Raw genomic sequence first — 24,961 nt, forward strand, 5'->3', positions numbered from 1 at the left:
GATGACCGACCTCGACGCACGGCTCGCCGCGCTCTCCCCGGAGAAACGGGCGCTGTTCGAGAAGCTGCTGCGCGAGCGGGGCCAGGCGCGGCCCGCCCGGCGGGAGAACGTCTTCCCGATCTCCGTGATGCAGCAGGGCATCTGGTTCCTCGAGCAGCTCCGGCCCGCCAACCCGGCGTACCTGATCCCGGCGGCGGTGCGCATCCGCGGCCCGCTGGACACCGCCCTGCTGCGGCAGGCGGTCGACGGGATCGTCGCCCGGCACGAGTCGCTGCGGACCACGTTCGAGCTGCGCGACGGGCGGCCGGTGCAGGTGGTCCACCCGGCGCTCGCGATCCCGCTGGCCGAGACCGACCTGCGCGGCACGCCGGCCGGCGGCGACGAGCTGGAGGCGCGGATCGTGGCCGCGCTGCGCGAGCCGTTCGACATCACCACCGGCCCGCTGCTGCGGCTGGCCCTGCTCCGGCTCGGTGACGACGACTGCGTGCTCGGCGTGGCGATGCACCACCTCGTCTCCGACGGCTGGTCCGTCGGGGTGCTGCTGGGCGAACTCTCCACCCGGTACGCCGCGCTGGCCACCGGCGACCGGCCGGCGCTGCCCGAGCTGAGTGTCCAGTACGGCGACTACGCCGCCTGGCAGCAGGACTGGCTGCGCGGGGAGGACCTGTCGGCGGACCTGGCCCACTGGCGGGAGCACCTCGCCGGGGCGCCGGCCGTGCTCGACCTGCCGACCGACCGGCCCCGCCCGCCGGTGCAGGGCTTCCAGGGCGCCTCCCACCCGTTCACGTTGCCCGAGCCGGTGCTCACCGCGCTCGGCGCGCTCGGCAAGCAGCACGGCGCGACCACGTACATGGCGCTGCTGGCCGCCTTCGGCGTGCTGCTGCGCCGCTACAGCGGGCAGGACGACGTGGTGGTCGGCGTGCCGATGGCCAACCGGGACCGGGCCGAGGTCGAACCGCTCATCGGGTTCTTCGTCAACACCCTGCCGGTCCGCGTGGACCTGACCGGCAACCCGACCTTCACCGAACTGCTGGGCCGGGTCCGGGACGCCTGCCTCGGCGCGTACGCCCACCAGCGGGTGCCGTTCGAGAAAGTGGTGGAGGCGCTGAAGCCGGCCCGCGACCTCAGCCGGCCGCCGATCTTCCAGGTGGGGCTCTCCTACCAGAGCGACCCGCTGCCCACGCTGGCCCTGGCCGGGGTGGAGTTCGAACGGCTGCCGCTGCGCGCCCAGGGCGCCCGCTTCGACCTGGAGCTGCAGCTGTTCAACGACGCCGGTGGGGTCAGCGGCTGGTTCGAGTACGACCGGGACCTGTTCGAACCCGCCACCATGGCCCGGATGGCCGGGCACTACCGGCGGATCGTCGAGCTGGCCGTCGCCGGCCCGCACACGGCTGTCGACGAACTGCCGTTGCTGGACGCCGACGAGCGGGACGCGGTGCTGGCGCTGTCCCGGGGCGAGCCGCGGCGGTGGCCCGGTGCGGGCTGGGCGCACGAGCAGATCGCCGAGCGGGCCCGGCGTACGCCGGAACTGCCGGCGGTGCGGTTCGCCGGCCGCACCGTCGGCTACGGGGAGCTGCTGCACCGGGCCAACGTGCTGGCCCGGCGGCTGCGTGCCGCCGGGGTCGGCCCCGGCGTGCGGGTCGGCCTGGTGCTGGAACGCTCGGTGGAGCTGGTGGTCGGCCTGCTGGCGATCTGGCAGGCCGGCGGCGCGTACGTGCCCGTCGACCCCGGCCTGCCGGCCGGGCGGGTGGCGCTGATGCTCGACGACGCGGACCCGGCGGTGGTGCTCACCCAGCGGCGGCTCGGCGAGAAGCTGTCCTGGGACGGGCCGCTGTGGTACGCCGACGAGCTGCTCACCGACGACGTGCCCGCGGACGCCGCCGACGACCGGCCCACCCCGGTACGCGGCACCGACGTCGCCTACGTCATCTACACCTCCGGGTCGACCGGCCGGCCCAAGGGCGTGCCGAACACGTTCGCCGGCCTCCGCAACCGGCTGCTGTGGATGCAGGACGCCTACGGCCTCGGCCCCGGCGACCGGGTGCTGCAGAAGACGCCGTACTCGTTCGACGTCTCGGTCTGGGAGTTCTTCTGGCCGTTGATGACCGGCGCGACGCTCGTCGTGGCCCGCCCGGACGGGCACCGCGACGGCGCCTACCTGGTCGACACGATCCGCTCCGAACAGGTCACCACCGTGCACTTCGTGCCCTCCATGCTCCAGGCGTTCCTGCGCGAGCCCGACGTCGAGCGGTGCGTGAGCCTGCGCCGGGTGATCTGCAGTGGCGAGGCGCTTCCCCGCGACCTGCAGGACCGCTTCTTCACCCGGTCCGCCGCCGAACTGCACAACCTGTACGGCCCGACCGAGGCGGCGATCGACGTCACCGCCTGGGCCTGCCGCCGCGACGACCCCCGGCCGGTGCCGATCGGGCGGCCGATCGCGAACACCCAGGTGTACGTGCTGGACCGCCATCTGCAGCCGGTGCCGGTGGGTGTGCCGGGCGAGCTGCACATCGGCGGGGTCAACGTGGCGCTCGGCTACCTGAACCGGCCTGAGCTGACCGCCGAACGGTTCGTCGCCGACCCGTTCGCCACGCCGGCGCGGGTCGGCGGCGCGGCCGTCACCGGCGACCGCGACGACGACCGGCCGCCCGCCCGGCTCTACAGGACCGGTGACCTGGGCCGGATCCGTGCCGACGGCGCGATCGAGTACCTGGGCCGCCTCGACCACCAGGTGAAGCTGCGCGGCTTCCGGATCGAGCTGGGCGAGATCGAGGCGGCGCTGACCGCCTGCCCCGGCGTCACCGAGGCGGTGGTGGTGGCGCGTGCGCACGGCGGCGACACCCGGCTGGTGGCGTACCTGGTCGGGCCGGCCGTACCGGCCACCGGTGAGCTGATCAGCCGGTTGAAGGAACGGCTGCCCGACTACATGGTGCCGGCGGTCTTCACCACGCTGGACGCCCTGCCGCTGACCCCGAACGGCAAGGTGGACCGGTCGGCCCTGCCCGAACCCGACCTGGCCCGCCCGGAGCTGCGCAGCCCGTACGTGGCGCCGCGCGACGAACTGGAGCGGACCGTCGCCGGCATCTGGCGGGAGCTGCTCGGCGTGGAGCAGGTCGGGGTGGACGACAACTTCTTCGAGCTGGGCGGCCACTCCCTGCTGATGGCGGAGGCCCGCCTGCGGCTCGTCGCGGCGGCCGGCCGGGACGTGACGCTCGTCGAGCTGTTCCAGTTCCCGACCGTCGCCGCGCTCGCCGGTTACCTCAACCGGCCCGGCGCGGACGGCGACGGCCTGGGCGACGCCCAGGAACGGGCGGCCACCCGCCGGCAGTCACTGAGTCGACGTCGCCGCCGCTCGTCGGCCGCGCAGGCATGAACGGTAGGTGAGACAGATGTCAGACGACGTCGAGAACCTCGACCAGATAGCCGTCATCGGCATGGCGGGGCGGTTCCCCGGCGCGGCCGACGTGGACGAGTTCTGGGCGAACCTCACGGCCGGCCGGGAGGGGATCGCCCGCCTGTCCGACGAGGAGCTGCGCGCCGACGGCGTCGACCCGCAGGTGGCCGCGCTGGACGACTACGTGCCGGCCAAGGGCGTCCTGGCCGACGCGGACCGCTTCGATGCGGGCTTCTTCGGCTACCACCCCCGCGAGGCCGAGGTGCTCGACCCGCAGCACCGGGTCTTCCTGGAGTGCGTGTGGACGGCGCTGGAGTCGGCCGGCCACGATCCGAAGACCTTCGACGGGCGCATCGGCGTCTTCGCCGGGTCGAGCCTGAACTCGTACCTGCTGTTCAACCTGCTCGCCAACGAGCAGGCGGTGGACGCGGCCGGCAGCTACCAGACGCTGATCTCCAGCGACAAGGACTTCCTGGCCACCCGGGTGTCGTACAAGCTGAACCTGACCGGGCCGAGCATGACCGTGCAGACGGCCTGCTCCACCTCGCTGACCGCGGTGCACCTGGCGGTCCAGAGCCTGCTCAACGGCGAGTGCGACCTGGCCCTGGCCGGCGGCGTGTCGGTGAGCGTGCCGCTGCGCGGCGGCTACCGCTACGAGCAGGGCGGCATCCTCTCCCCGGACGGGCACTGCCGGCCCTTCGACGCGCAGGCGCAGGGCACCGTCGCCGGCAACGGTGTGGGCGTGGTGGTGCTGCGGCGGTTGACCGACGCCCACGCGGCCGGGGACACAGTGGACGCGGTCATCCTCGGCACCGCGGTGAACAACGACGGCTCGCTGAAGGTCGGCTACACCGCGCCGAGCGTGGACGGGCAGGCCCGCGTCGTCGCCGAGGCGCTCGCCGTGGCCGACGTGGACCCGGACAGCATCGGCTACGTCGAGACCCACGGCACCGGCACCGCCCTCGGCGACCCGATCGAGATCACCGCGCTGACCCGCGCGTACCGCAAGCATACCGACCGGGTGGGCTACTGCGCGATCGGCTCGGTGAAGAGCAACGTCGGGCACCTCGACGCCGCGGCCGGGGTGACCAGCCTGATCAAGGCGGTGCTGGCGCTGCGCCACGAGGCGATCCCGGCGACCCTGCACCACACCCGGGCCAACCCCGAGCTGGCGTTGCCGACCAGCCCGTTCTTCGTCAACACCGAGCTGCGGCAGTGGCCCCGGCGGGAGACGCCGCGCCGGGCCGGGGTCAGCTCGTTCGGCATCGGCGGCAGCAACGTGCACGTGATCCTGCAGGAGGCGCCGGCCCTGGCCGCGTCGGCCGCCGCGCCGCCCGCCGCACCGGCCGTAGCCCGGGTGCTGCCGCTGTCGGCCCGCTCCGCGCCGGCGCTGGCCGCCGTGGCCGGCCGGCTCGCCGACCACCTGGCCGCCCACCCCGACCTGGATCTGGACGACGTCGCGTACACGCTGGCCGCCCGCCGCCGGGCCTTCGAGCACCGTACGGCGGTGACCGGCCGGGACAGCGCCGAACTGGTCGCCGCGCTGCGGCGGGCCGCCGACGCCGGCACGGGCACGCCTGCCGGACGGGACGCGCCGGTGGCGTTCCTCTTCCCCGGCCAGGGCGCGCAGTACGTGGGCATGACGCGGGGCCTGTACCGCAGCGAGCCGGTGTTCGCCGCCGAGCTGGACCGCTGCGCCGACCTGTTCGCCGGCCACCTGGGCGAAGACCTGCGGGTGCCGCTGTTCGCCGCCGACAACGAGACCGGCGACGCGGCGCTGGCGCTGGCGCGTACCGCTGTCACGCAGCCGGTGCTGTTCGCGGTGGAGTACGCGCTGGCCCGCCTGTGGATGTCGTGGGGCGTCCGCCCGGCGGCGATGGTCGGGCACAGCGTCGGCGAGTACGTGGCCGCCTGCCTGGCCGGGGTGTTCTCCCTCGAGGACGCGGTGGCGCTGGTCGTCACGCGGGGGCGCCTGGTGCAGTCGACGCCGGCCGGGTCGATGCTCGCGGTGTTCCTGCCCGAGGCGGAGGTGACCGGCCGGCTGACCGGCGGGCTGTGCGTCGCGGCGGTGAACTCCACCGGCCTGTGCGTGGTGGCCGGCACGACCGCCGAGGTCGACGCGCTGGCGCAGCGGCTCACGGCGGACGGGGTGGCGTGCCGCCGGCTGCGCACCTCGCACGCCTTCCACTCACCCAGCATGGACGCCGCTGTCGCGCCGTTCGTCGACGCGGTCCGCCGGGTCGCCCTGCGCCCGCCCGCCACCCCGTTCGTCTCCAACGTCACAGGCGCCTGGATCACCGACGAGCAGGCCACCGACCCGGAGTACTGGGGACGACACCTGCGCGCGCCGGTGCGTTTCGCCGACGCCCTGGACGTGCTGCTCGCCGACGAGGAGCTGGTGCTGCTGGAGGTCGGTCCGGGGCAGACGCTGCGCAACTTCGTCCGGCAGCACCGCGCCTGGCACGAGCGGCGGACGGTGGCCGGATCGGTGCGGCACCCGGACGAACCGCGCGACGACCAGGAGTACCTGCTGGCGGGGCTGGGTGAACTCTGGGCCGCCGGGGCGCCGGTGGACTGGGCCGCCCGCGCCGGGGACACGCCGCGGCGGCTGCTGCGCCTGCCCACGTACCCGTTCCAGCGCCAGCGCTACTGGATCGAGCCGCGGCCCGGCCCGGTCCGGCCCGCGCCGGTCGCGGCGACCGGGCCGGACGCGCAGTGGTTCCACGTGCCCGGCTGGCGGCGGCTCACCGCGCCGGCCGCCGGGACCACCGACGGGGCGACCTGGGTGGTGCTCGGCGCCGAGCTGCCGCTGGGCGTGGCGCTGGCCGGGCGGCTGGCCGACGACGGCGCGACAGTGCTGCGGGTCAGCGCCGGCGACGAGCTGCGGGAGACCGGCGAGCGGGCCTGGTCGCTGGACCCGGCCAGCCGGGACCAGCACGCCGCCCTGCTCAAGTCGCTGGAGGTGGACGCCGGCCGGACGATCCGGGTGGTGCACCTGTGGAGCCTGACCGTGGAGCCGGGCGACGGCCCGGATCCGGACCGGATCGACAGCGCCCGGCGGGTCGGGTTCGACAGCCTGCTGGCCCTGGCCCAGGCGATCGGGGACGTGCAGCCCGCCGGCCCGGTGGAGATCGACGTGCTCAGCCGGGGCCTGTTCGCGGTGACCGGCGAGGAGAGCCTGCAGCCGGAGAACGCCCCGCTGCTCGGCGCCACCACGGTCATCCCGCAGGAGGTCCCGGACGTCACCTGCCGCGTGCTGGACCTGCCCGGCGCCGACCTGCCCGCGGCCGACCCGGCGCCCGGCCCCACGACCGTGCTGGCCCGGCTGACCGCGCCCACCGCCGACCGGGAACTGGCGCTGCGCGGCCGGCACTGGTGGGTACGCGACTTCGAGGCCCTGCCCGCCGACGCCGCCGGCGGGACGGGCGGCCGGCTGCGGCCCGGCGGCGTCTACCTGATCACCGGCGGTCTCGGCGGGGTCGGGCTGGCGCTGGCCGAGCAGATCGCCCGCTCGGTCGACGCGCCGGTGCTCGGGCTGCTGCACCGCTCGGCGTTCCCCGACTCGACGCGGTGGCCGGACTGGCTGGCCGAGCACGGCGAGCAGGACGACACCAGCCGGCGGATCCGCGGCGTGCAGCGGCTGCGGGAACTGGGCGCGCGGGTGGTGGTGCTGCACGCCGACGTCACCGACCGGGCCGCCCTGTCCGACGCGGTCGGACGGTTGCGCGCCGAAGGCGGTGGCCTGCACGGTGTCGTCCACGCCGCCGGCCTGCCGTCGCGGGGACTGATCGCGGTCAAGTCCGGCCGGGACGTGACCGACGTGCTGGCCGCCAAGACCGTCGGCACGCTGCACCTGGACGCCGTCTGCGACGCCGACGGACTGGACTTCCTGCTGCTCTGCTCGTCGCTGACCGCGCTGCTCGGCGGGCCGGGGCAGAGCGACTACTGCGCGGCGAACGCCTTCCTGGACGTCTACGCCCAGTGGCGGCGAGCCACCACCGGGGCGCCGGTCGCGGCTGTCGCCTGGGACACCTGGCGCAACACCGGCATGGCCGCCGGCCTGGTCGAGCGGCTGCACGGCGGCGCCGCGCTGACCGGGCACCCGCTGCTGCAACGCCTGGTCTCCTCGACCGGCACGTCCCGGACGTACGCCACCACGCTCAGCACGGCCGACAGCTGGATCGTCGACGAGCACCGGATCATGGGCCACGGCCTCGTTCCCGGCACCACGTACCTGGAGCTGGTCCACGCGGCGGTCGCCGACCGGGCGGCCGGCCGGGTGGTGGAGCTGAACGACGTGCTGTTCCTGATGCCGGTGATCGTGCCGGACGGTCGGAGCCGCGAGCTGTTCACCACGGTGGAGGAGCGCGACGGGCAGCTCCGGTTCAGCGTGCAGAGCCGCGTCGACGGGGAGGCCGGCCGCTGGCAGGAGCACGCGAGCGGCACCGTGGCCTTCCACGAGCGGCCGGCGGACACGGCCCGGGACCTGGACCGGCTGCGCCGCGACTGCGCCGTCACCGACGTGATCGACACCGAGGACGAACTGAAGCGGCGGCTGAAGCTCGACCGGGTGGAGCAGGGCGGCCGGTTGCAGTTCTCGTTCGGCCCGCGCTGGCGGTGCCTGCGCCGCATCGAGGCCGGCGAGCGGCGGCTGATGGTCACGCTCGAACTGGCCGAGGAGTTCGCCGCCGACCTGGAGCGCTACCCGCTGCACCCGGCGCTGCTGGACGTGGCCGGCGCGTCCGCACGGATCCGCGCGCGGGACGTGTTCTACCTGCCGTTCACCTACCGCAGCCTGCGGGTCTTCGCCCCGCTGACCCGGGTGGTCCACTGCCACGTCGAGGTGGACGAGGCCGGTGACTCCGGCGAGACGCTCACCGTCAGTATCGAGCTGATCTCCCCGCAGGGACAGCTGCTGGCCCGGATCACCGACTTCACCATCAAGCGGATCAACGACATCGACGGCCTGCTGGAACAGGTGCGCGACGGCGCGGTGACCGCCGCCGGCACGGGCGCGGGCGAGGCGACGCCGGGTACCCTGCACGTGCTCAGCGAGGGGATGACCGCCGCCGACGGGATGGCCGCCTTCGACCGGCTGCTCGCCGCGCCCGAGCTGCCGGAGCACGTGGTGGTCACCGGCCGGGACCTTTCCGGGCTGCGCCGGCTCGCCGCCTCGATCACCCCCGCGCTGCTCGCCGGGGAGGTGGAGCAGATCGCCCCGCCCCGGGGCACCCATCCGAGGCCCGATCTGGACACCCCGTACGTGGCGCCGGGCACCGAGGCCGAGCGGACGGTGGCGGAGATCTGGCAGGAGGTGCTCGGCCTGGACCGCGTCGGCGTGCACGACGACTTCTTCGCCCTCGGCGGACACTCGCTGGCCGCCGTGCAGATCGGCGCGAAGATCCGCGGCCGGTTCGGGGTGGAGCTGAACCTGCGGGGCTTCTTCGACAGCCCGACGGTGGCGCACACGGTGACCGTGCTGGCCGACCCCGGCGGGCCGGGGGATCGGGGCGCCGACCGGATCGAAGTGGTGAGCCGGGACGTGCCCGACGACGAACTGGCCGGCCTCGACGAGCTGTCCGACGAGGAGATCGAGGCACAGCTCGCCGCCCTGCTCGCCGAGGACGACGGCGGGGGACGGGCATGAGCCGGCCGATTCCGCCCGCCCCGGCGCGTGCCCGCCGTACGCGAGCGCCGCACGTCCTGTCCGCAGTCGTGTCAGCTCACCCACACACCGAGGATGATCGCCCGTGACGACCACCGACCTGGGCAGCCTGTCCGCCGCCGAGAAGCGCGCACTGCTGGCCGAGCGGCTGCGGCAGAAGAAGCAGCGGCGGGAGTTCCCGGCCTCCTTCTCCCAGCAACGACTCTGGTTCCTGGAGCAGCTCTCGCCGGGCAGCGCCGCGTACAACATCCCCGGCGCCGTCCGCATCCTGGGCCCGCTGGACCTGGAGGTGTGGCGGCGCTGCTGCAACGAGATCACCCGCCGGCACGAGGCGCTGCGGACCACGTTCACCGAGGTCGACGGCGAGCCCCGGCAGCTGGTCAACGCCGTCTGCGAGCCGGAGTTCACCATGGTCGACTGCGCCCACCTGCGCGGACCGCAGGGCGAGGCGGGCATCCAGGAGCTGGCCCGGGAGGAGTTCACCCGCCCGTTCGACCTGGCCGGCGGTCCGCTGCTGCGGGTGCGGTTCCTCCGGCTCGGCCCGCAGGAGCACATCCTGCTGCTGACCATGCACCACATCGCGGCCGACCTGTGGTCCATGTCCGTGGCCATCGCCGAGCTGGTCGAGCTGTACGGGGCGTTCGCCGCCGGTCGCGAGTCGACCCTGCCGGACCTGCCGATCCAGTACGTCGACTACACCGTCTGGCAGCGGCAGCGGCTGGAGGGCGACGCGCTCGACGCCGACCTGGAGTACTGGAAGAAGACGCTCGCCGGGGCGCCGGCCGCGCTGGAGCTGCCCATCGACAAGCCCCGCCCGGCGGTGCAGAGCACCCGGGGCGGCTCCCGGCCCTTCGCCCTGCCCGAGCCGGTGATGACCCGGCTGCGCGCGCTGAGCCAGCGGGAGGGCGCCACCCCGTTCATGACCCTGCTCGCGGCCTTCCAGGCGCTGCTGCACCGCTACAGCCGCGAGGACGACATCGTGGTCGGCGTACCGGTGGCCAACCGGAACCGGCCGGAGATCGAACGGCTCGTCGGCTACTTCGTCAACACCCTGGCGCTGCGCACCGACCTGTCCGGCGACCCGAGCTTCCGCGAGCTGGTCGGGCGGGTCCGGCAGACCTGCCTCGGCGCGTTCGCCCACCAGGAGGTGCCCTTCGAGCGGCTGGTGGAGGAGCTGGCCCCGCGCCGGGACCTGTCCCGCTCGCCGATCTTCCAGGTGCACTTCATCTTCCAGAACATCCCGATGCCGGAGTTCGACGTGGCCGGGCTGCGGCTGGAGCCGGTCGACGTGGAGAGCTCCACCGCCCGGTTCGACCTGGAGCTGCAGGTCTTCGACCGGCCGGACGGGCTGACCGGCTGGTTCGAGTACAACACCGACCTGTTCGAGCCGGCCACCGTGGAGCGGATGTCCCGGCACCTCGCGCAGCTGGTGGAGAACCTGCTCGCCGACCCGGACCGGCCGATCGACCAGGTTCCGATGCTCGGCGCCGACGAGGAGCGTGACCTGCGGCTGCGGTGGAACGACACCCGCCGGGACTGGCCGCAGCCGGTGTGCGTGCCGCAGCGCTTCGCCGCCCGGGCCGCCGCCGCCCCGGACGCCCCGGCGCTGCGCACCGACCGGGAGAGCCTGACCTACGCCGAGCTGGACGGGCGCTCGACCCGGCTGGCCCGCCGGCTGCGGCGGCTCGGGGTGGCCCGGGAGACGATGGTCGGCATCTGCCTGGAGCGTTCGGCCGACATGGTCGTGGCGATGCTCGCCGTGCTCAAGAGCGGCGGCGCGTACGTGCCGCTGGACCCGGGTTTCCCGCCGGACCGGATCGCCTTCATGCTCGCCGACTCCGACCTGTCCGTGCTGCTCACCAGCAGCGACGTGCTGGCGGGCCTGGGCGGGGTGAAGGCGCAGCCGCTCTGCCTGGACCTGCTCGGTGACGAGCTGGCCGCCGAGTCGGCCGAACCGCTGGACGTCGACGTGCGCCCCGACGACCTGGCGTACGTCATCTACACCTCCGGCTCCACCGGCCGGCCCAAGGGCGTGCAGGTTCCGCACGGGGCGCTGGGCAACTTCCTGCTCGCCATGGGCGAGCGCCCCGGCGTCACCGCCGACGACGTGCTGCTGGCGGTCACCACGCTCTCCTTCGACATCGCCGGGCTGGAGCTGCTCCTGCCGCTGGTCGAGGGGGCCTGCGTGGCAGTGGTGAGCCGCCAGGTCGCCGCCGACGGGGAACGGCTGGCCGCCGCGCTGGACGCCTTCGGCGCGACGGTCATGCAGGCCACCCCGTCCACCTGGCGGATGCTGCTCGACGCCGGCTGGACCGGCGAGGCCGGGCTGCGGGTGCTGGCCGGCGGTGAGGCGCTCCCCGCCGAGCTGGCCCAGCGCCTGCTCGGCCGGTGCGCCGAGCTGTGGAACATGTACGGCCCGACCGAGACGACCATCTGGTCGGCGGTGGCGCGGGTCGACCACGGCCCGATCTCCATCGGCGAGCCGATCGCCAACACCGAACTGCACGTGCTCGACGGCAGCGGCCACCTGGTGCCGCCGGGTGTCCCCGGCGAGCTGCACATCGGCGGCGCCGGCCTGGCGCGGGGCTACCTGGACCGGCCCGAGCTGACCGCCGAGCGGTTCGTCCGGCACCCCTTCCCGATCGGGCTGGGCGACCGGCTCTACCGCACCGGCGACCTGGTCCGTCGCCGCGCCGACGGGAGCATCGAGTTCCTCGGCCGGCTCGACCACCAGGTGAAGCTGCGGGGCTTCCGGATCGAGCTGGGCGAGATCGAGTCGGTGCTGGAGCGGCAGCCGCAGGTCAACCAGGCGGTGGTGACCGTACGCGAGGACACCCCCGGCGACCAGCGGCTGGTGGCGTACGTGGTGGCCGGCGCCGACGCCCGGGCCGAGGCGGCGGCGCAGTGGCCGCACGAGGTGGAGCAGTGGCGCGACGTCTGGGACGCCGCGTACGACGTGACGGACACCGGCGAGGTCGACCCGACGTTCGACACCCGGGGCTGGAACAGCAGCTACACCGGAGCGCCGATCCCGGTGGCGGAGATGCGCGGCTGGGCCGAGGCGACCGCCGAGCGGATCCTCCAGGACGGCCCGCGCTCGGTGCTGGAGATCGGCTGCGGCACCGGCCTGATCCTCTACCGGGTCGCCCCGCACGTGCGCCGCTACTGGGGCACCGACATCTCCGCTGTCGCCCTGGACCGGCTGCGCGCCGACGTGCCGGCGCGGGGACTGTCCGGGGTGGAGCTGTTCGGCTGCGCCGCCGACGAGCTGGACGCGCTGCCCGACCAGCTCTTCGACGTGATCGTGCTCAACTCGGTGGCGCAGTACTTCGCCGACGAGGACTACCTGCTGCGGGTGATCGAGGGCGCGCTGCCCCGGCTCGCCCCGGGCGGCTCGCTCTTCCTCGGCGACATCCGCAGCCTGCCACTGCTGGAGACCTTCCACACCTCCGTGCAGGTGGAGCGGGCCGAGGCGCAGGACAGCGCCGAGCAACTGCGCGAGCGGGTGCGCCGGGCCGTCGCCGACGACCGGGAGCTGGTCTTCGACCCGGGCTTCTTCACCGCGTTGCCGGCCCGCTTCCCCCGGCTGACGGAGGTACGGGTGATGCCGAAGCTCGGCTCGGTGAGCAACGAGCTGACCCGGTTCCGCTACGACGTACGGCTCACCGTCGACGGCGACGTCGTCGACGCCGGGGACGTGACGTGGCTGGACTGGCGCGACAGCGGGCTCACCGCGGCCGGGCTGCGCGAGCGGCTCACCGGCGACCGTCCGGCGCTGCTCGCGCTGCGCGGCGTACCCAACGCCCGCGTCGACCACTGGGCGCGGGCGGCGACGGCGCTCGCCGGGGCGGACGGCACGGTCGCCGACCTGCGGGCCGAACTGGCGTCCCCTGTCGACCCGGCCGCCGTCGAGCCGGAACAGCTGCGCCGGCTCGCCGACGAGACCGGCTACCGGCTGGACCTGGACTGGTCCGGTCACGGACCGGCCGGTGACCTGACCGTCGTGCTGCGCCGGCTGGCCGGCGACGGCCGGCCGGAGACGCCGCTGCCCCGGCTCGCCGGGCCGCCCGCCGCCGAGCCGCGCTGGGACTCGTTCGTCAACGACGCCCTCGGCCGCCGGGCGAGGCGGCTGCTGCCGCGGCTGCAGGCCGCGGTCGGCGAGCAGTTGCCCGACTACATGGCGCCCTCGGCGTACGTCTTCCTCGACGCGCTGCCGCTCACCCCGAACAACAAGGTCGACCGCAAGGCGCTGCCCGCGCCCGAGTCGGGCCGGCGGCAGGTGACATCGGCGTACGTGGCACCGCGCACACCGGTCGAGGAGGTGATCGCCGGCATCTGGGCCGAGACCCTCGGCGTCGACCGGGTGGGCGTGGGCGACGACTTCTTCGCCCTCGGCGGGCACTCGCTGCTCAGCACCCGGATGGTGGCCCGGGTCCGGGAGGCGTTCGGCGTGGACGTGCCGTTGCACAAGGTCTTCACCGACCCGACGGTCGCCGGGCTCGCCCGGGCCGTGACCGCCGACCCCGCGCAGCGGACCGTCGTGGAGAAGACCGCCGAGTTGCTGATCCGGCTCAGCGACCTGTCCGACGACGAGGTGCAGCAGGCACTCGACCGCGCCGACGGAAGGACGCAGGCATGAGCACCAGGCGGTTCGCCCTGTCCGCGCAACGGCTCGCGCTGCTGGGCAACCTGCTCCAGGAGGAGGGCATCGACCGCGCCCCGGCGCGGACCGTGCCACCGCGCGCCGACCTGGACGCCCCGGTGCCGCTGACCTTCTCGCAGAGCCGGATCTGGTTCCTGGAGCAGTTCGCGGCGCACACCTCCGCGTACGTCATCTCCACGGCGATGCGGGTGCACGGCGACTTCCGCGCGGACCTGTTCGCCGGCGCCTGCGCCGAGGTGGTCCGCCGGCACGAGTCGCTGCGGACGGTCTTCTTCGAGCGGGACGGACGGCCGTACCAGCAGGTGCGGGCCGAGCTGCCGCCGGACGTGCGGGTCGAGGACGTGCCCGGGGTGACGCCCGGGGAGGTCGACGCCGAGCTGCGCCGCCGCGAGGAGGAGCTGATCGGCCGGCCGTTCGACCTGGCCGCCGGTTCGCCGGTGCGGGTCCGGCTGCTCCGCTTCGGCCCGCAGGTGACCGGCGTGCTGCTCAACCTGCACCACCTCGTGTCCGACCGCTGGTCGATGGGGGTGCTGCTGCGCGAGCTGATCGACTGCTACCGCGCCCTGCTGACCGGTGGGCCGCACGGCCTGCCCGAGCTGCCGGTGCAGTACGCCGACTTCGCCCTCTGGCAGCAGGAGCCGGCCGCTCAGCAGGCGTGGGCGGCGGACCTGGCGTACTGGACGGGCCAGCTCGGCGGCGCGCCACCGGAGATCGGCCTGGTCGGTGACCGGCCCCGGCCGAGGGAGAAGAGCTACCGGGGTGACTCGGTGCCGGTGGAGATCCCGCCGGCCGTGGTGACCCGGCTGCGGGCGCTGTCCCGGCAGGAGAACGCCACGCTGTTCATGGTGCTCCAGGCCGCCTTCGCGGTGCTGCTGCACCGGCTCACCGGCGACGAGGAGGTGGTGGTCGGCTCGCCGGTGGCCAACCGGCGCCTGGTCGAGCTGGAGCCGCTGATCGGGCTGTTCATGAACACCGTGGCACTGCGTACCGACCTGCGCGGCGAGCCGTCGTTCCGGGAGCTGCTGCGCCGGGTCGGCGCGGTGTGCCTGGCCGCGTACGACCACCAGGGCATCCCGTTCGAGCGGCTGGTCGAGCAGTTGCAGCCGGAACGGTCGGCGGCCGGCACCCCGGTCTTCCAGGTGCTGTTCTCGTACCAGAACGTGCCGTTCCCGTCCTGGCACGACGGGCCGCTGCGGGTCGAGCCGGTCTCGCTGGACGCCCGCAAGGCCGAGTTCGACCTGCTGCTTGACCTCTTCGAGGACGGCGACACGATCTGGGGGCGGCTGGAGTACAGCACCGATCTGTTCGACGAGGCGACCGCCCGCCGTCACGTGAGCATGTTCCACCGTCTGCTGCGGGGCCTGCTGGACGACCCGGACACCCCGATCGGCGTGCTGCCGCTCGTCGGCCCGGTCGAGCGGGACGAGCTGCTGGCGCTGGCCACCGGTCCGGCGACCGACGCCGACCGTCCGCTGGTCGGTGACGCCTTCGCCGCGGCGGTCCGCCGTGACCCGGCCGCCACGGCGGTGCGGTTCGGCTCCCGTACGGTCGGCTACGGCGAGCTGGACGCGCTCGTCGGCGCGCTCGCCGACCGGTTGCGGGCAGCGGGCGTGCGCCGGGGCACCCGGGTCGGCGTGCGGCTGGACCGGTGCGTGGAGCTGGTGGCCGCGCCGCTCGCCGTCTGGCGGGCCGGCGGGGTGGTCGTACCGGTGGACCCGGCGCTGCCCGCCGACCGGGCCGCCGCGCTGCTGACGGCGGCCGAGGTCGCGTTGCTGCTCACCGCGCGCCCGCAGGGCGGCGTCCCGCGCTGGTCCGGGCCGACCTGCCTGGTGGACGACCCGTCCGCCGACCCGCGCGCGGTGCGCGGCGCCGCCGTGCCCGGTGCCCTCGTGCCGGACGCCGCGGCGCCGGCCGGCGCGGGCACTGTCACCGGCGGTGACCCGGCCTACGTCACCTGTCCGCCCGACGGTGCGCCGCGCACCACGGTGCACAGCCACGCCGCGCTGCGCGACCGGCTGCGCTGGTTGTCCGAGGCGGCCGGGCTGACCGCCGCCGACCGGGTGCTCCAGCAGGCGCCCCTGGCTGCCCCGGCGGCGGTCTGGGAGCTGTACGCCCCGCTGCTGAGCGGCGCGGCCGTGGTGCTGGCCCGGCCCGGCGGGGACCGCGACGCCCGCCACCTGGTCGGCCTGATCCGAGCGGAGCGGGTCAGCGTGGCCTGCTTCCGGCCCGACCTGCTCGCCGACCTGCTCGACCAGCGCGGGGTGGAGCGCTGCGCCGCGCTGCGGCACGTGTTCTGCGGTGGGGCGCCGCTGTCCCGGCACCTGGTGGCGCGCTTCGCGGAGCGGTCGCCGGCGGCCCTGCACCACGTGCTCGTGCCGCCGGACGTGGCCGCGCCGGTCACCGCCCACCTGTGCGCCGTCGACGGCGAGCTCACCGATCCGGCCACGCCCGACGGCGGGCCCGCCGACCCGGCCACGCCCGACGGCGGGCAGCGGCAGTTGATGCCGGTCGGCCGCCCGGTGCCGGGCACCAGGGCGCACGTCCTGGACCGGGCCGGTCAGCCACTCCCGGCCGGTGTGCCGGGGGAGCTGTACGTCGGTGGCGACCCGCTTCCGGCGCCGGCCGGAGGTGTGGCGGCGCTGCTGGCGCCGGACCCGTTCGGCACGGCGCACGGCGCGCGGCTGCTGCGCACCGGCGAGCGGGCCCGGATGCGCGCCGACGGCGTGATCGAGTACCTGGGCCGCCTCGACCACCAGGTACGGCTGCGCGGCTTCCCGGTGGACCTGGACCTGGTCGAGTCGATCGTGTCCGGGCATCCCGCGGTGACCGGGGCCGCCGTGGTGGCGCACGACGACCGGCTGGTCGCGTACGTCGTGGGGCAGGCCGGGGCCGGTGAGCTGGCGGCGTACCTGAGGCAGCGGCTGCCGGAGAATCTGCTCCCGGCCGCCTGGGTGGCGCTGCCGGAGCTGCCGCGCACCCCGGCCGGCACCGTCGACCGGTCCGCCCTGCCCGCGCCGCAGCCGCCCGCCGGCGAGCCCGCCGCCGCTGCCGAAGCGCCCCGCGACGAGGTGGAAGCGGCGATCGCCGACATCTGGCGGGAGCTGCTCGGGATCGACGAGGTCGGCCGGGACGACAACTTCTTCACCCTGGGCGGGCACTCCCTGCTCGCCACCAAACTCGCCGCGCAGATCGACGCCCGGTACGGCGTACGGCTCGCGCTGCGCGACCTCTTCGGCAACCCGACCGTCGGCTGGCTGGCCGGGCAGGTCCGGCGGCACGCGAGCGGCGCGGACACCGGCCCGGCCCCGATCCCGCGCGTCGGCCGCGACGGCGACCTGCCGCTGTCGTTCAGCCAGGAACGGCTGATCCGGCACCACCCGCTCGGCCCGGCCGACCCGATCCACAACGTGGTGACCGCGCTGCGGCTGACCGGACCGCTGGACGAGGCGGCGCTGCGCCGCGCCCTGGACGACGTCGCCGGGCGGCACGAGGCGCTGCGGACCCGGATCGTGGACGGCCCGGACGGGCCGGCGCAGCGGATCGAACCGGCCGGCGGCTGGCCGTTGACGGCGGTGGACCTCCGCGACGCCGACCCGGGCGAACTGCGCGCGCTGATCGAGGAGCAGGGACGGCGGCCGTTCCGCATCGACGCGGAGCCGATGGTGCGCGGCCTGCTGGCCCACCTCGGCGAGGACCGGCACGCGCTGGTGCTCACCATGCATCACCTGGTCACCGACAACTGGTCCTACGGGGTGCTGGTGCGCGACCTGACCGAGTTCTACGGCGCCCACGCCGCCGGCCGGGCGCCGCAGCTGCCGGAGCTGGCCGTGCAGTACCCCGACGTGGCGGCGTGGCAGCGCCGGCAACTGGCCGGCGGCGCGCTCGACGCGCACGTGGACCACTGGCGGCGCGCCCTCGCCGGCCTGCCACCGGCACTGACGCTGCGGCCACCGGCCACCGGGACGACCGCCGCCGACGGCTTCACCCGCGCGTTCCGCGTCGACCCGGCGGTCACGGAGAAGCTGCGTGGGCTCGCCCGGCAGGAGGGGGCCAGCCTGTTCATGGCGCTGCTGGCCGCGTACCACCTGCTGCTCGCCGCCTGCTCCGGCCGGGACGACATCCCGGTGGGCTTCCCGGAGGCGGGCCGGGACCGGGCCGAGACGGCCGACCTGATCGGCTGGTTCGTGCACCCGCTCGTGGTACGCGCCGACCTGACCGCCGCGTCGACGTTCGCCGGGCTGGTGCGGCAGGTCCGGGACCGGACGCTCGACGCGTACGCCAACCGGGCCGTGCCGCCGTGGCTGGCGGCGCCGGCCACCGCGGACGGTGACCCGACGCGGACCCTGTTCAACCTGCTCAACGCCGAGGTGCCGGAACTCGCGTTGCCCGGGCTGCGGGTCGATTCGTTGGAAATCGGTGACGACTACGTCTTCTCCGAGGTGCTCGGCACCAACCTCAGACCGGCGGAGGTCGACTTGGCGCTGATCATGCGGGAACAGGGCGCGGAACTGCACGGCACCTGGATCTTCTCCACCGACGTCCACGACGCCCGGGCGCTCCAGGCGCTGATGCGACGCTGGGACCTGCTGCTCGGCCGGCTGGCCGACTCACCGGCGGCGCCGCTGACCACGCTCCGTGCCTGGCTGGACGAGGTGGGCGCATGAGCCTCTTCGCCTACCTGCTGCGCTACAGCCGGGGCCCGTTCCTGCTGGCCATCGCGGCGGGCATCGTCAGCGGCGGCACCGGCGCCGCCTTCATCGCCATGGTCAACCTGGCGCTGGCCGCCGACGCCGCGCCCTCGCAGCGGCTGATCTGGGGATACGTGGCGCTCTGCCTGGCCACGCTGGTCACCAAGTTCGTCTCCCAGAGCATGCTGTACCGGCTGTCCCAGGGCGCCGTCTACCACCTGCGCCGCCGCCTCATCGACGGCATCCTGGACGCCCCGCTGCGGACCGTGGAGCGGACCGGCACGGCGCAGCTCTACTCGGCGCTCACCGACGACGTGGTGGTGATCGCCGACGCGCTGCCCGGCCTGCCGGGCATCTGCTCGGGCGCGGCGTTCGTGCTGGTGGCCATCGCGTACCTGGTGATCGTCTCACCGGCGGTGGCGCTCGCCACCGGCGCCACGGTCGTCGTGGGCGTGCTGCTCTACCTGCTCGTCTCCGCCTCCGGCCTGGGCGCGCTCAAGGCCGCGCGGCGGGAGCAGGACGCGCTGTTCGGTCACTTCCGTTCGGTCACCGAAGGGCTCAAGGAGCTGAAGCTCAACCGGGAGCGGCGGGCCGCGCTGATCGACGGTGAGCTGACGGCCACGGCGTCCGCCTACCGCCGGCACAGCGTCTTCGGCCTCTCCGTCTACGAGGGCGCCACCGGTGGCGGCCAGGCGGTCTTCTTCGCCTTCATCGGCCTGCTGCTGTTCGCCTTCCCCGCCTGGTTCGCCCTGTCCGACCAGACGCTCACGTCGTGCGTGCTGATCCTGCTCTTCGCCGTCTCCAGCCTTCAGGGCGTCCTCGTCTGGTTCCCCGCGCTGGGCCGGGCGTCGGTGGCCCTGGGGAAGATCAAGGAGCGGCTCGCGGAGCTCGACGCGGGTCTCGGCGGGCCGGGCGCGGGGCGGGCGCCCGCCGTGCCGAACAGCAGGGTCCCGGCCGCCGCGGCCCGGGCGGGCAACGTCTTCGCCGGGTGGCGAAGCATCGCCTTCCGCGGGGTCAGCCACGTCTACCCCGGACCGAAAGGCGAGCAGTTCGTGCTCGGCCCGCTGGACTTCGAGTTCCGGCGCGGCGAGATCCTCTTCGTCGTCGGCGCCAACGGCAGCGGCAAGACCACCCTGGCGAAGGTGCTCACCAGCCTGTACGAGCCGGAGAGCGGCGCGATCCAGGTGGACGGCACCCAGGTCACCGCGGCCAACCGGGAGGACTACCGCAACCTGTTCTCCGCCGTGTTCTCCGACTTCCACCTCTTCGACAGCCTGCTCGGGCTGCCGGCGGGGGAACAGGCCGCCAAGGCGCAGCGGTACCTGGAGCGCCTGCAACTGGACCACAAGGTACGCGTCGACGGGGACCGCTTCTCCACCACGGCGCTCTCGCTCGGGCAGCGCAAACGGCTGGCGTTGCTGGTGACGTACCTGGAGGACCGCCCCTTCTGCCTGTTCGACGAGTGGGCGGCCGACCAGGACCCGGTCTTCAAGGACTTCTTCTACCGGGAACTGCTGCCGGAGCTGCGGGACCGGGACAAGGCCGTCGTGGTGATCAGCCACGACGACCGCTACTTCGACGCCGCCGACCGGCTCGTCCGGCTCGACTACGGCCAGATCAGGGAGGAGGAGGTTCCCCGTGGACAGTCGGTGGCTGGGCGGTCAGGTGTGGAATCCGGACGCTGACGTCCGCCTGTTCTGCCTGCCGTACGCAGGTGGCGGCGCGGCGGCGTACCGGGGCTGGCAGCGCGCCGCGCCGCCCGGAGTCCAGGTGGTGGCGCTGGAGCTGCCCGGCCGGGGCACCCGGCTGCAGGAGGCGCCCTTCCTGCGCCTCGCCCCGCTGATCCGGTCCCTCGCCGACGCGCTGACCGGCGCGCTGGACCGGCCGTACGCGCTGTTCGGGCACAGCATGGGCGGCCTGCTCGCCTTCGAGCTGGCCCGGGCGCTGCGCCGCCGCCCGGTGCGCCAGCCGGAGCACGTGTTCGTCTCCGCCGCCGCGTCACCGGACTCCCCGTCGTCGCGGCCCCTGCTGCACTGCGCCGCCGACGACGAGATCCGCGCGCACCTGGCGAAGCTGGGCGGCACCCCGCCGGAGGTGCTCGACAACGCCGACCTGATGCGGCTCATGCTGCCCGTGCTGCGGGCCGACTTCTCGGTGCTGGAGACGTACGAGCACCGCCCCGAGCCGCCGCTGGCGACGCCACTGACGGTGCTGGGCGGCCGGGGGGACCGGATCGTGCCGCCGAGGGCGCTCGACGGGTGGCGGCGGCACACCTCGGCCCGGTCGCGGCTCTGCCTGTTCCCCGGCAACCACTTCTTCCTCCACGGCGCGCGGGCCGAGGTGGTGGCGACGGTGGCGCGGGATCTCGCCCCTGTCGTACCGCCGCCGTGGGTGTCCGGCGCCGCCGACCGGTACCACCACCGACCGCCCCCGACCACAGCCGCCGCCGTACCCGCCCGGAGCGGGCCGCCGGTGGACCGGAACCCAGGAGACGAGACATGACCCCCCTCGACCCGGCGGTGGACGCGGCCGACATCGAGCCGTTCACGCTGCTCAGTCCCCGGGACCGGGCGATCGTCCCGGCCGGCGTCAGCGACGCCTATCCGCTGCCCGACGTGCCGGCCGACCTGGTCGCGCAGGCGTCGGCGTTCACCGAGGTCGACCTGGACGGCCGGCGGATCGAGGACCCGGCCCCGTTCGCGCCGGAGCGTTTCGCCTCGGCGGTCGAGGCGGTGGTGCGCGCGCACGAACTGCTCCGTTGCTCGACCGACCCGTCCGGCGGCACCGAGCCGCTGTACCTGGCGCATCCGGACGCCGCGGTCCCGCTGGCCCGGCACGACCACCGCAGCGTCGACGCGGACAAGCGCGACGCGATGCTCGCCGCGCTGCTGGAGACCGAACGGGCCACGCCGTTCGACCCGGCCGCCGCCGGGCCGCTACGGCTGACCGTGATCCTGGAGACCGAACAGACCTGGACGCTGCTGGTCGCCGCGCCCCGGGCGCTGAGCTGCGTGGCCGACCCGGCGGGCATCCTCGCCGAGCTGCTGCGCGCCTACCACGCCGCGGCGCCGGTCACCGCCACCCGGCACGCGCCCTGCGTCGCGGACGCGCTCGACGCCGCCGCCGACTTCGAAGGCGAGGAGTACTGGACCCGGGCGCTGGCCGGCGGCTCCTGCGCCCTGCCCGGCGGCTTGGGCGGCGCGGCCGGGAGCACCGAGCTCACCGTCGACCTGGCCGGGATGTCCGCCGGGCTGGCCGTGCTCGCCGACGCTGCCGGGGCGCCGCTGTCCACTGTGCTGTTCGCCGCCCACCAGACCGTGCTCGGCATGCTCGGCGCCGAACCCGCCGGGCACACCGACGCCACCCTCACCCCGCACGGCGGCGCCGCGCGCCCGGACTGCGAGCGACTGCTGCACCGCGTGGTGCGGCCCGTGCCGACGGCCGCCCGCGCGGCGACCTGGCGGGCGCTGGTGCGCGACGTGGCCGCCCACGAGCGCGACGCGTGGACCCACCGGCTCGCGTACCGGCCGGTCACCGGCGGGCCGGGGCAGGGGCAGCACGCCCTTTTCGAGTGGGACCCGGCCGCCGGCCTGCCCGGTGAGCCGCTGCCCGGCCTGCCGGCCGACCGGGACGGGTACGGCCTGCGGGTCACCGCCGGGCCGGACCGCCTGCGCCTGCGCGTCGCCGGGGAGACAGTCGACCCCGGGAACGCCCGCCGGCTCGCCGCGCTCTACCGGGAGGTGCTGGTGGCGATGGCCGCCGACCCCGACGGTGACGCCGGGCGCACCTACCTGCCGGCGGACGAGCGCGACGCGGTGCTGCGCGACTGGGCCGTCGCGGAGACGGCGCACCGGGGCGACGTGACCGTGGTCGACCTGATCCGGGCCCAGGCCGACGCCACTCCGGACCGGATCGCCGTCCGGGCCGGCGACACGCGGCTCACGTACCGGGAGCTGATGCGGCGGGCCAACCGGCTCACCCACCACCTGCTCGACCTCGGCGCCGGCCGGGACACCCTGGTCGGCGTGTGCCTGGGCCGCACACCCGACCTCATCCCCGCCCTGATCGCGGTCTGGCAGTCCGGGGCCGGCTACCTGCCGCTGGATCCGCAGCTGCCGGCGGAACGGCTGCGCTACATGATCGAGGCGGCCGGCAGCCCGGTGGTGGTCACCTCCACCGTCGAGCAGGCCACCCTCACCGGCCTGTACGACGGCGTCCTGGTCCTGGTCGACGCGGACGCGGCGGCCGTCGCGGCCCGGCCCGACACCCCGGCGACCGTGCCGATCGACCCGGCCCAGCTCGCCTACGTCATCTTCACCTCCGGCTCCACCGGGCGGCCCAAGGGCGTGCTGGTGCCGCACGCCGGCCTGGCCAACTATCTGCTCTGGACCGTCGGCGCGTACGCCGCGCACGGCCCCGGCGGCGCCCCGGTCTTCTCCTCGATCTCGTTCGACCTGGGCATCCCGAACATCTTCACCCCGCTGATCACCGGGGAGCCGGCGCACCTGCTGCCCGAGCCGCTGGACACCGCCGACCTCGGGGCGCACCTGCTCACGGGCGCGCCGTACAGCTTCATCAAGATGACCCCGGGCCACCTGGACCTGCTCACCTGGCAGCTCACCGGGGAGCAGGCGCGGGAACTGGCCGGCATGGTCATCGCGGCCGGGGACTCGTTCACCGCGGCGCTGGCCGAGCGCTGGCTGGATCTGGCCGGGCCGGACGGCACGAAGGTCGCCACCGAGTACGGCCCCACCGAGATCACCATCGGCAACTCGGGGCAGCCGATCAGCGAGCCGCCGGCCACCGAGCTGGTGCCGCTCGGAGTGCCGATCGTCAACACCACCATGTACGTGCTGACCGAGCGGCTCGACCCGGTGCCGGTCGGCGTGCCCGGCGAGGTCTGGATCGGCGGCGTCGGGGTGGCGCGCGGCTACCTGGGCCGCCCGGACCTGACCGCGGACCGGTTCCGGCCCGACCCGTACGGCCCGCCGGGCAGCCGCCTCTACCGCAGCGGCGACCTGGCCCGCTGGCTGCCCGACGGCACGCTGGAGTTCCTCGGCCGCATCGACAACCAGGTCAAGATCCGGGGCTACCGGGTGGAACTGGGCGAGATCCAGGCCCGGCTCGCCGCCCATCCGGGCGTCCGTGACGCCGTGGTGCTCGCCCGCGAGCCCAGCCCCGGCGAGAAGCGCCTGGCGGCGTACGTGGCGCTCACCGCCGGCGCGGCGGTGGACGCCGCCGCGTTGCGCGCCCACCTCGCCGTCGACCTGCCCGACTACATGATCCCGGCGGACGTCGTCGCCATCGACCACATTCCGCTCACCACCAACGGGAAGGTGGACAGCCGCGCGTTGCCCGCCCTCTGATCCGCTCCCACGAATCCCCTCCGTGCCGACACCGGCCCCCGTGCGCCGGGACGATCGCGCACGCCGTACGAGAGGACGAATCCATGACCACGACATCTGACCGGTCGACCCGCGGCGCGCAGGGACTGAGGCTGGACCTCGCCGACGACGAACGGACCGCCCTGCGGGCGCTGGCCGAGGAACTCGTCGCCGCGTCGCCGCGCCTGCTGGACGACCTGTCCTGGGTGACGCAGGCCCGGCAGGCGAGCTGCCGGATGCCGCTGCGGCTGATGGAGACGCTGCGCGACTTCCGCAGCGACGCCGGGGCCACCGGCTCACTCGTGCTCGCCGGCCTTCCGGTGGACGAGCGCGACCTGCCGAGCACTCCGACCGTCCGGGAGTCGGTGGAACGGGCGACCACCGTGCCGGCCGTCCTGGCCATGCTCGTCGGCCTGCACCTCGGCGAGGTGATCGCCTACCGCAGCGAGAAGAGCGGCGCCCTGGTGCAGAACGTCGTCCCGGTGCGCGGCCTGGAGGACTCCCAGAGCAACGCCGGGTCGGTGCCGCTGGAGTTCCACGTGGAGAACGCGTTCCACCGGGAACGCCCCGACTACGTCGGCCTGCTGTGCCTGCGCAACGATCACGCCAAGCGGGCCGGCACGCTGGTCACCTGCATCCGGCAGGCCCTGCCGAAGATCGAGGAGACCGACCGGAAGGTGCTGCGCGAGCCCCGGTTCGTCACCGCGCCGCCGCCCTCGTTCCGCCAGGGTGACCGCACCACGCCGCACGCGGTGCTCACCGGCAGCGTGGAGGACTCGAACATCTGCCTCGACCTGAACGCGACCACCGCGCTGGACGAGGAGGCCGGCGAGGTGATGGCGCGGTTGAAGCGGATCCTCACCGACGTCTCCACGCCGCTGGTGCTGCAGACCGGGATGATGGCGCTCATCGACAACCGGCTGGTGCTGCACGGCCGGTCCGAGTTCACTCCCCGCTTCGACGGGCGGGACCGTTGGCTGCACCGGGTCTACGTGCACCTGGACAACCGGCGGAGCCGGGAGTTCCGGGACGACGCCGGCGCCGTACTCAACTGATTTCGACGTTCACAAGGTCCACAAAACGGCCTCTAGTGGACGGTAGGCTGACCGGCGCCGGAAGGGGGCGCCGGCAGCCGTATCGCAGTGGCCGGCGGACATCAGTGCCAAC

7 protein-coding genes and 2 pseudogenes are annotated in these 24,961 nt (G+C 74.7%); all 9 read left to right on the forward strand.

The genetic code is table 11. The annotated features are described in order from the left end of the window. Position 1: 1 nt before the first annotated feature. Positions 2-1,423 (forward strand): annotated as a pseudogene (locus BAW75_RS33550) (condensation domain-containing protein); the annotation flags it as partial. Positions 1,424-1,435: 12 nt separating this feature from the next. After that, a pseudogene (locus BAW75_RS33555) lies at positions 1,436-3,256 on the forward strand (amino acid adenylation domain-containing protein); the annotation flags it as partial. A gap of 133 nt (positions 3,257-3,389) precedes the next feature. Continuing rightward, the gene (locus tag BAW75_RS00680) at positions 3,390-9,041 is read left to right on the forward strand and encodes a type I polyketide synthase (RefSeq protein ID WP_104112270.1); all 5,652 of its coding nucleotides are present in this window, start codon (positions 3,390-3,392) and stop codon (positions 9,039-9,041) included. Between the two features lie 103 nt (positions 9,042-9,144). Next, entirely contained in the window at positions 9,145-13,698 is a 4,554-nt protein-coding gene (locus BAW75_RS00685) for a non-ribosomal peptide synthetase (protein WP_104112271.1), read from the forward strand. Next, on the forward strand, positions 13,695-18,386 hold the full coding sequence (locus tag BAW75_RS00690) for a condensation domain-containing protein (protein ID WP_104112272.1): 4,692 nt from the start codon (positions 13,695-13,697) through the stop codon (positions 18,384-18,386). Before BAW75_RS00685 ends, BAW75_RS00690 begins: the two co-directional genes overlap by 4 nt. Further along, the gene (locus BAW75_RS00695) at positions 18,383-20,095 is read left to right on the forward strand and encodes a cyclic peptide export ABC transporter (protein ID WP_104112273.1); all 1,713 of its coding nucleotides are present in this window, start codon (positions 18,383-18,385) and stop codon (positions 20,093-20,095) included. The genes BAW75_RS00690 and BAW75_RS00695 overlap by 4 nt, the downstream gene beginning before the upstream one ends. After that, a complete protein-coding gene (locus BAW75_RS00700) occupies positions 20,049-20,912 on the forward strand; it encodes a thioesterase II family protein (RefSeq protein ID WP_104112274.1) in 864 nt (287 codons plus the stop codon). The genes BAW75_RS00695 and BAW75_RS00700 overlap by 47 nt, the downstream gene beginning before the upstream one ends. Then, positions 20,909-23,776: a non-ribosomal peptide synthetase family protein gene (locus tag BAW75_RS00705; protein WP_104112275.1), complete on the forward strand. Its 2,868-nt coding sequence runs from the start codon at positions 20,909-20,911 to the stop codon at positions 23,774-23,776. The genes BAW75_RS00700 and BAW75_RS00705 overlap by 4 nt, the downstream gene beginning before the upstream one ends. 83 nt (positions 23,777-23,859) lie before the next feature. Then, positions 23,860-24,849 (forward strand): TauD/TfdA family dioxygenase, encoded by a 990-nt coding sequence (locus BAW75_RS00710; RefSeq protein WP_104112276.1) that lies wholly within the window; start codon positions 23,860-23,862, stop codon positions 24,847-24,849. The last annotated feature ends 112 nt before the right edge of the window (positions 24,850-24,961 follow it).

The sequence above is a fragment of the Micromonospora chalcea genome (genome assembly GCF_002926165.1).
GTDB lineage: Bacteria > Actinomycetota > Actinomycetes > Mycobacteriales > Micromonosporaceae > Micromonospora > Micromonospora chalcea.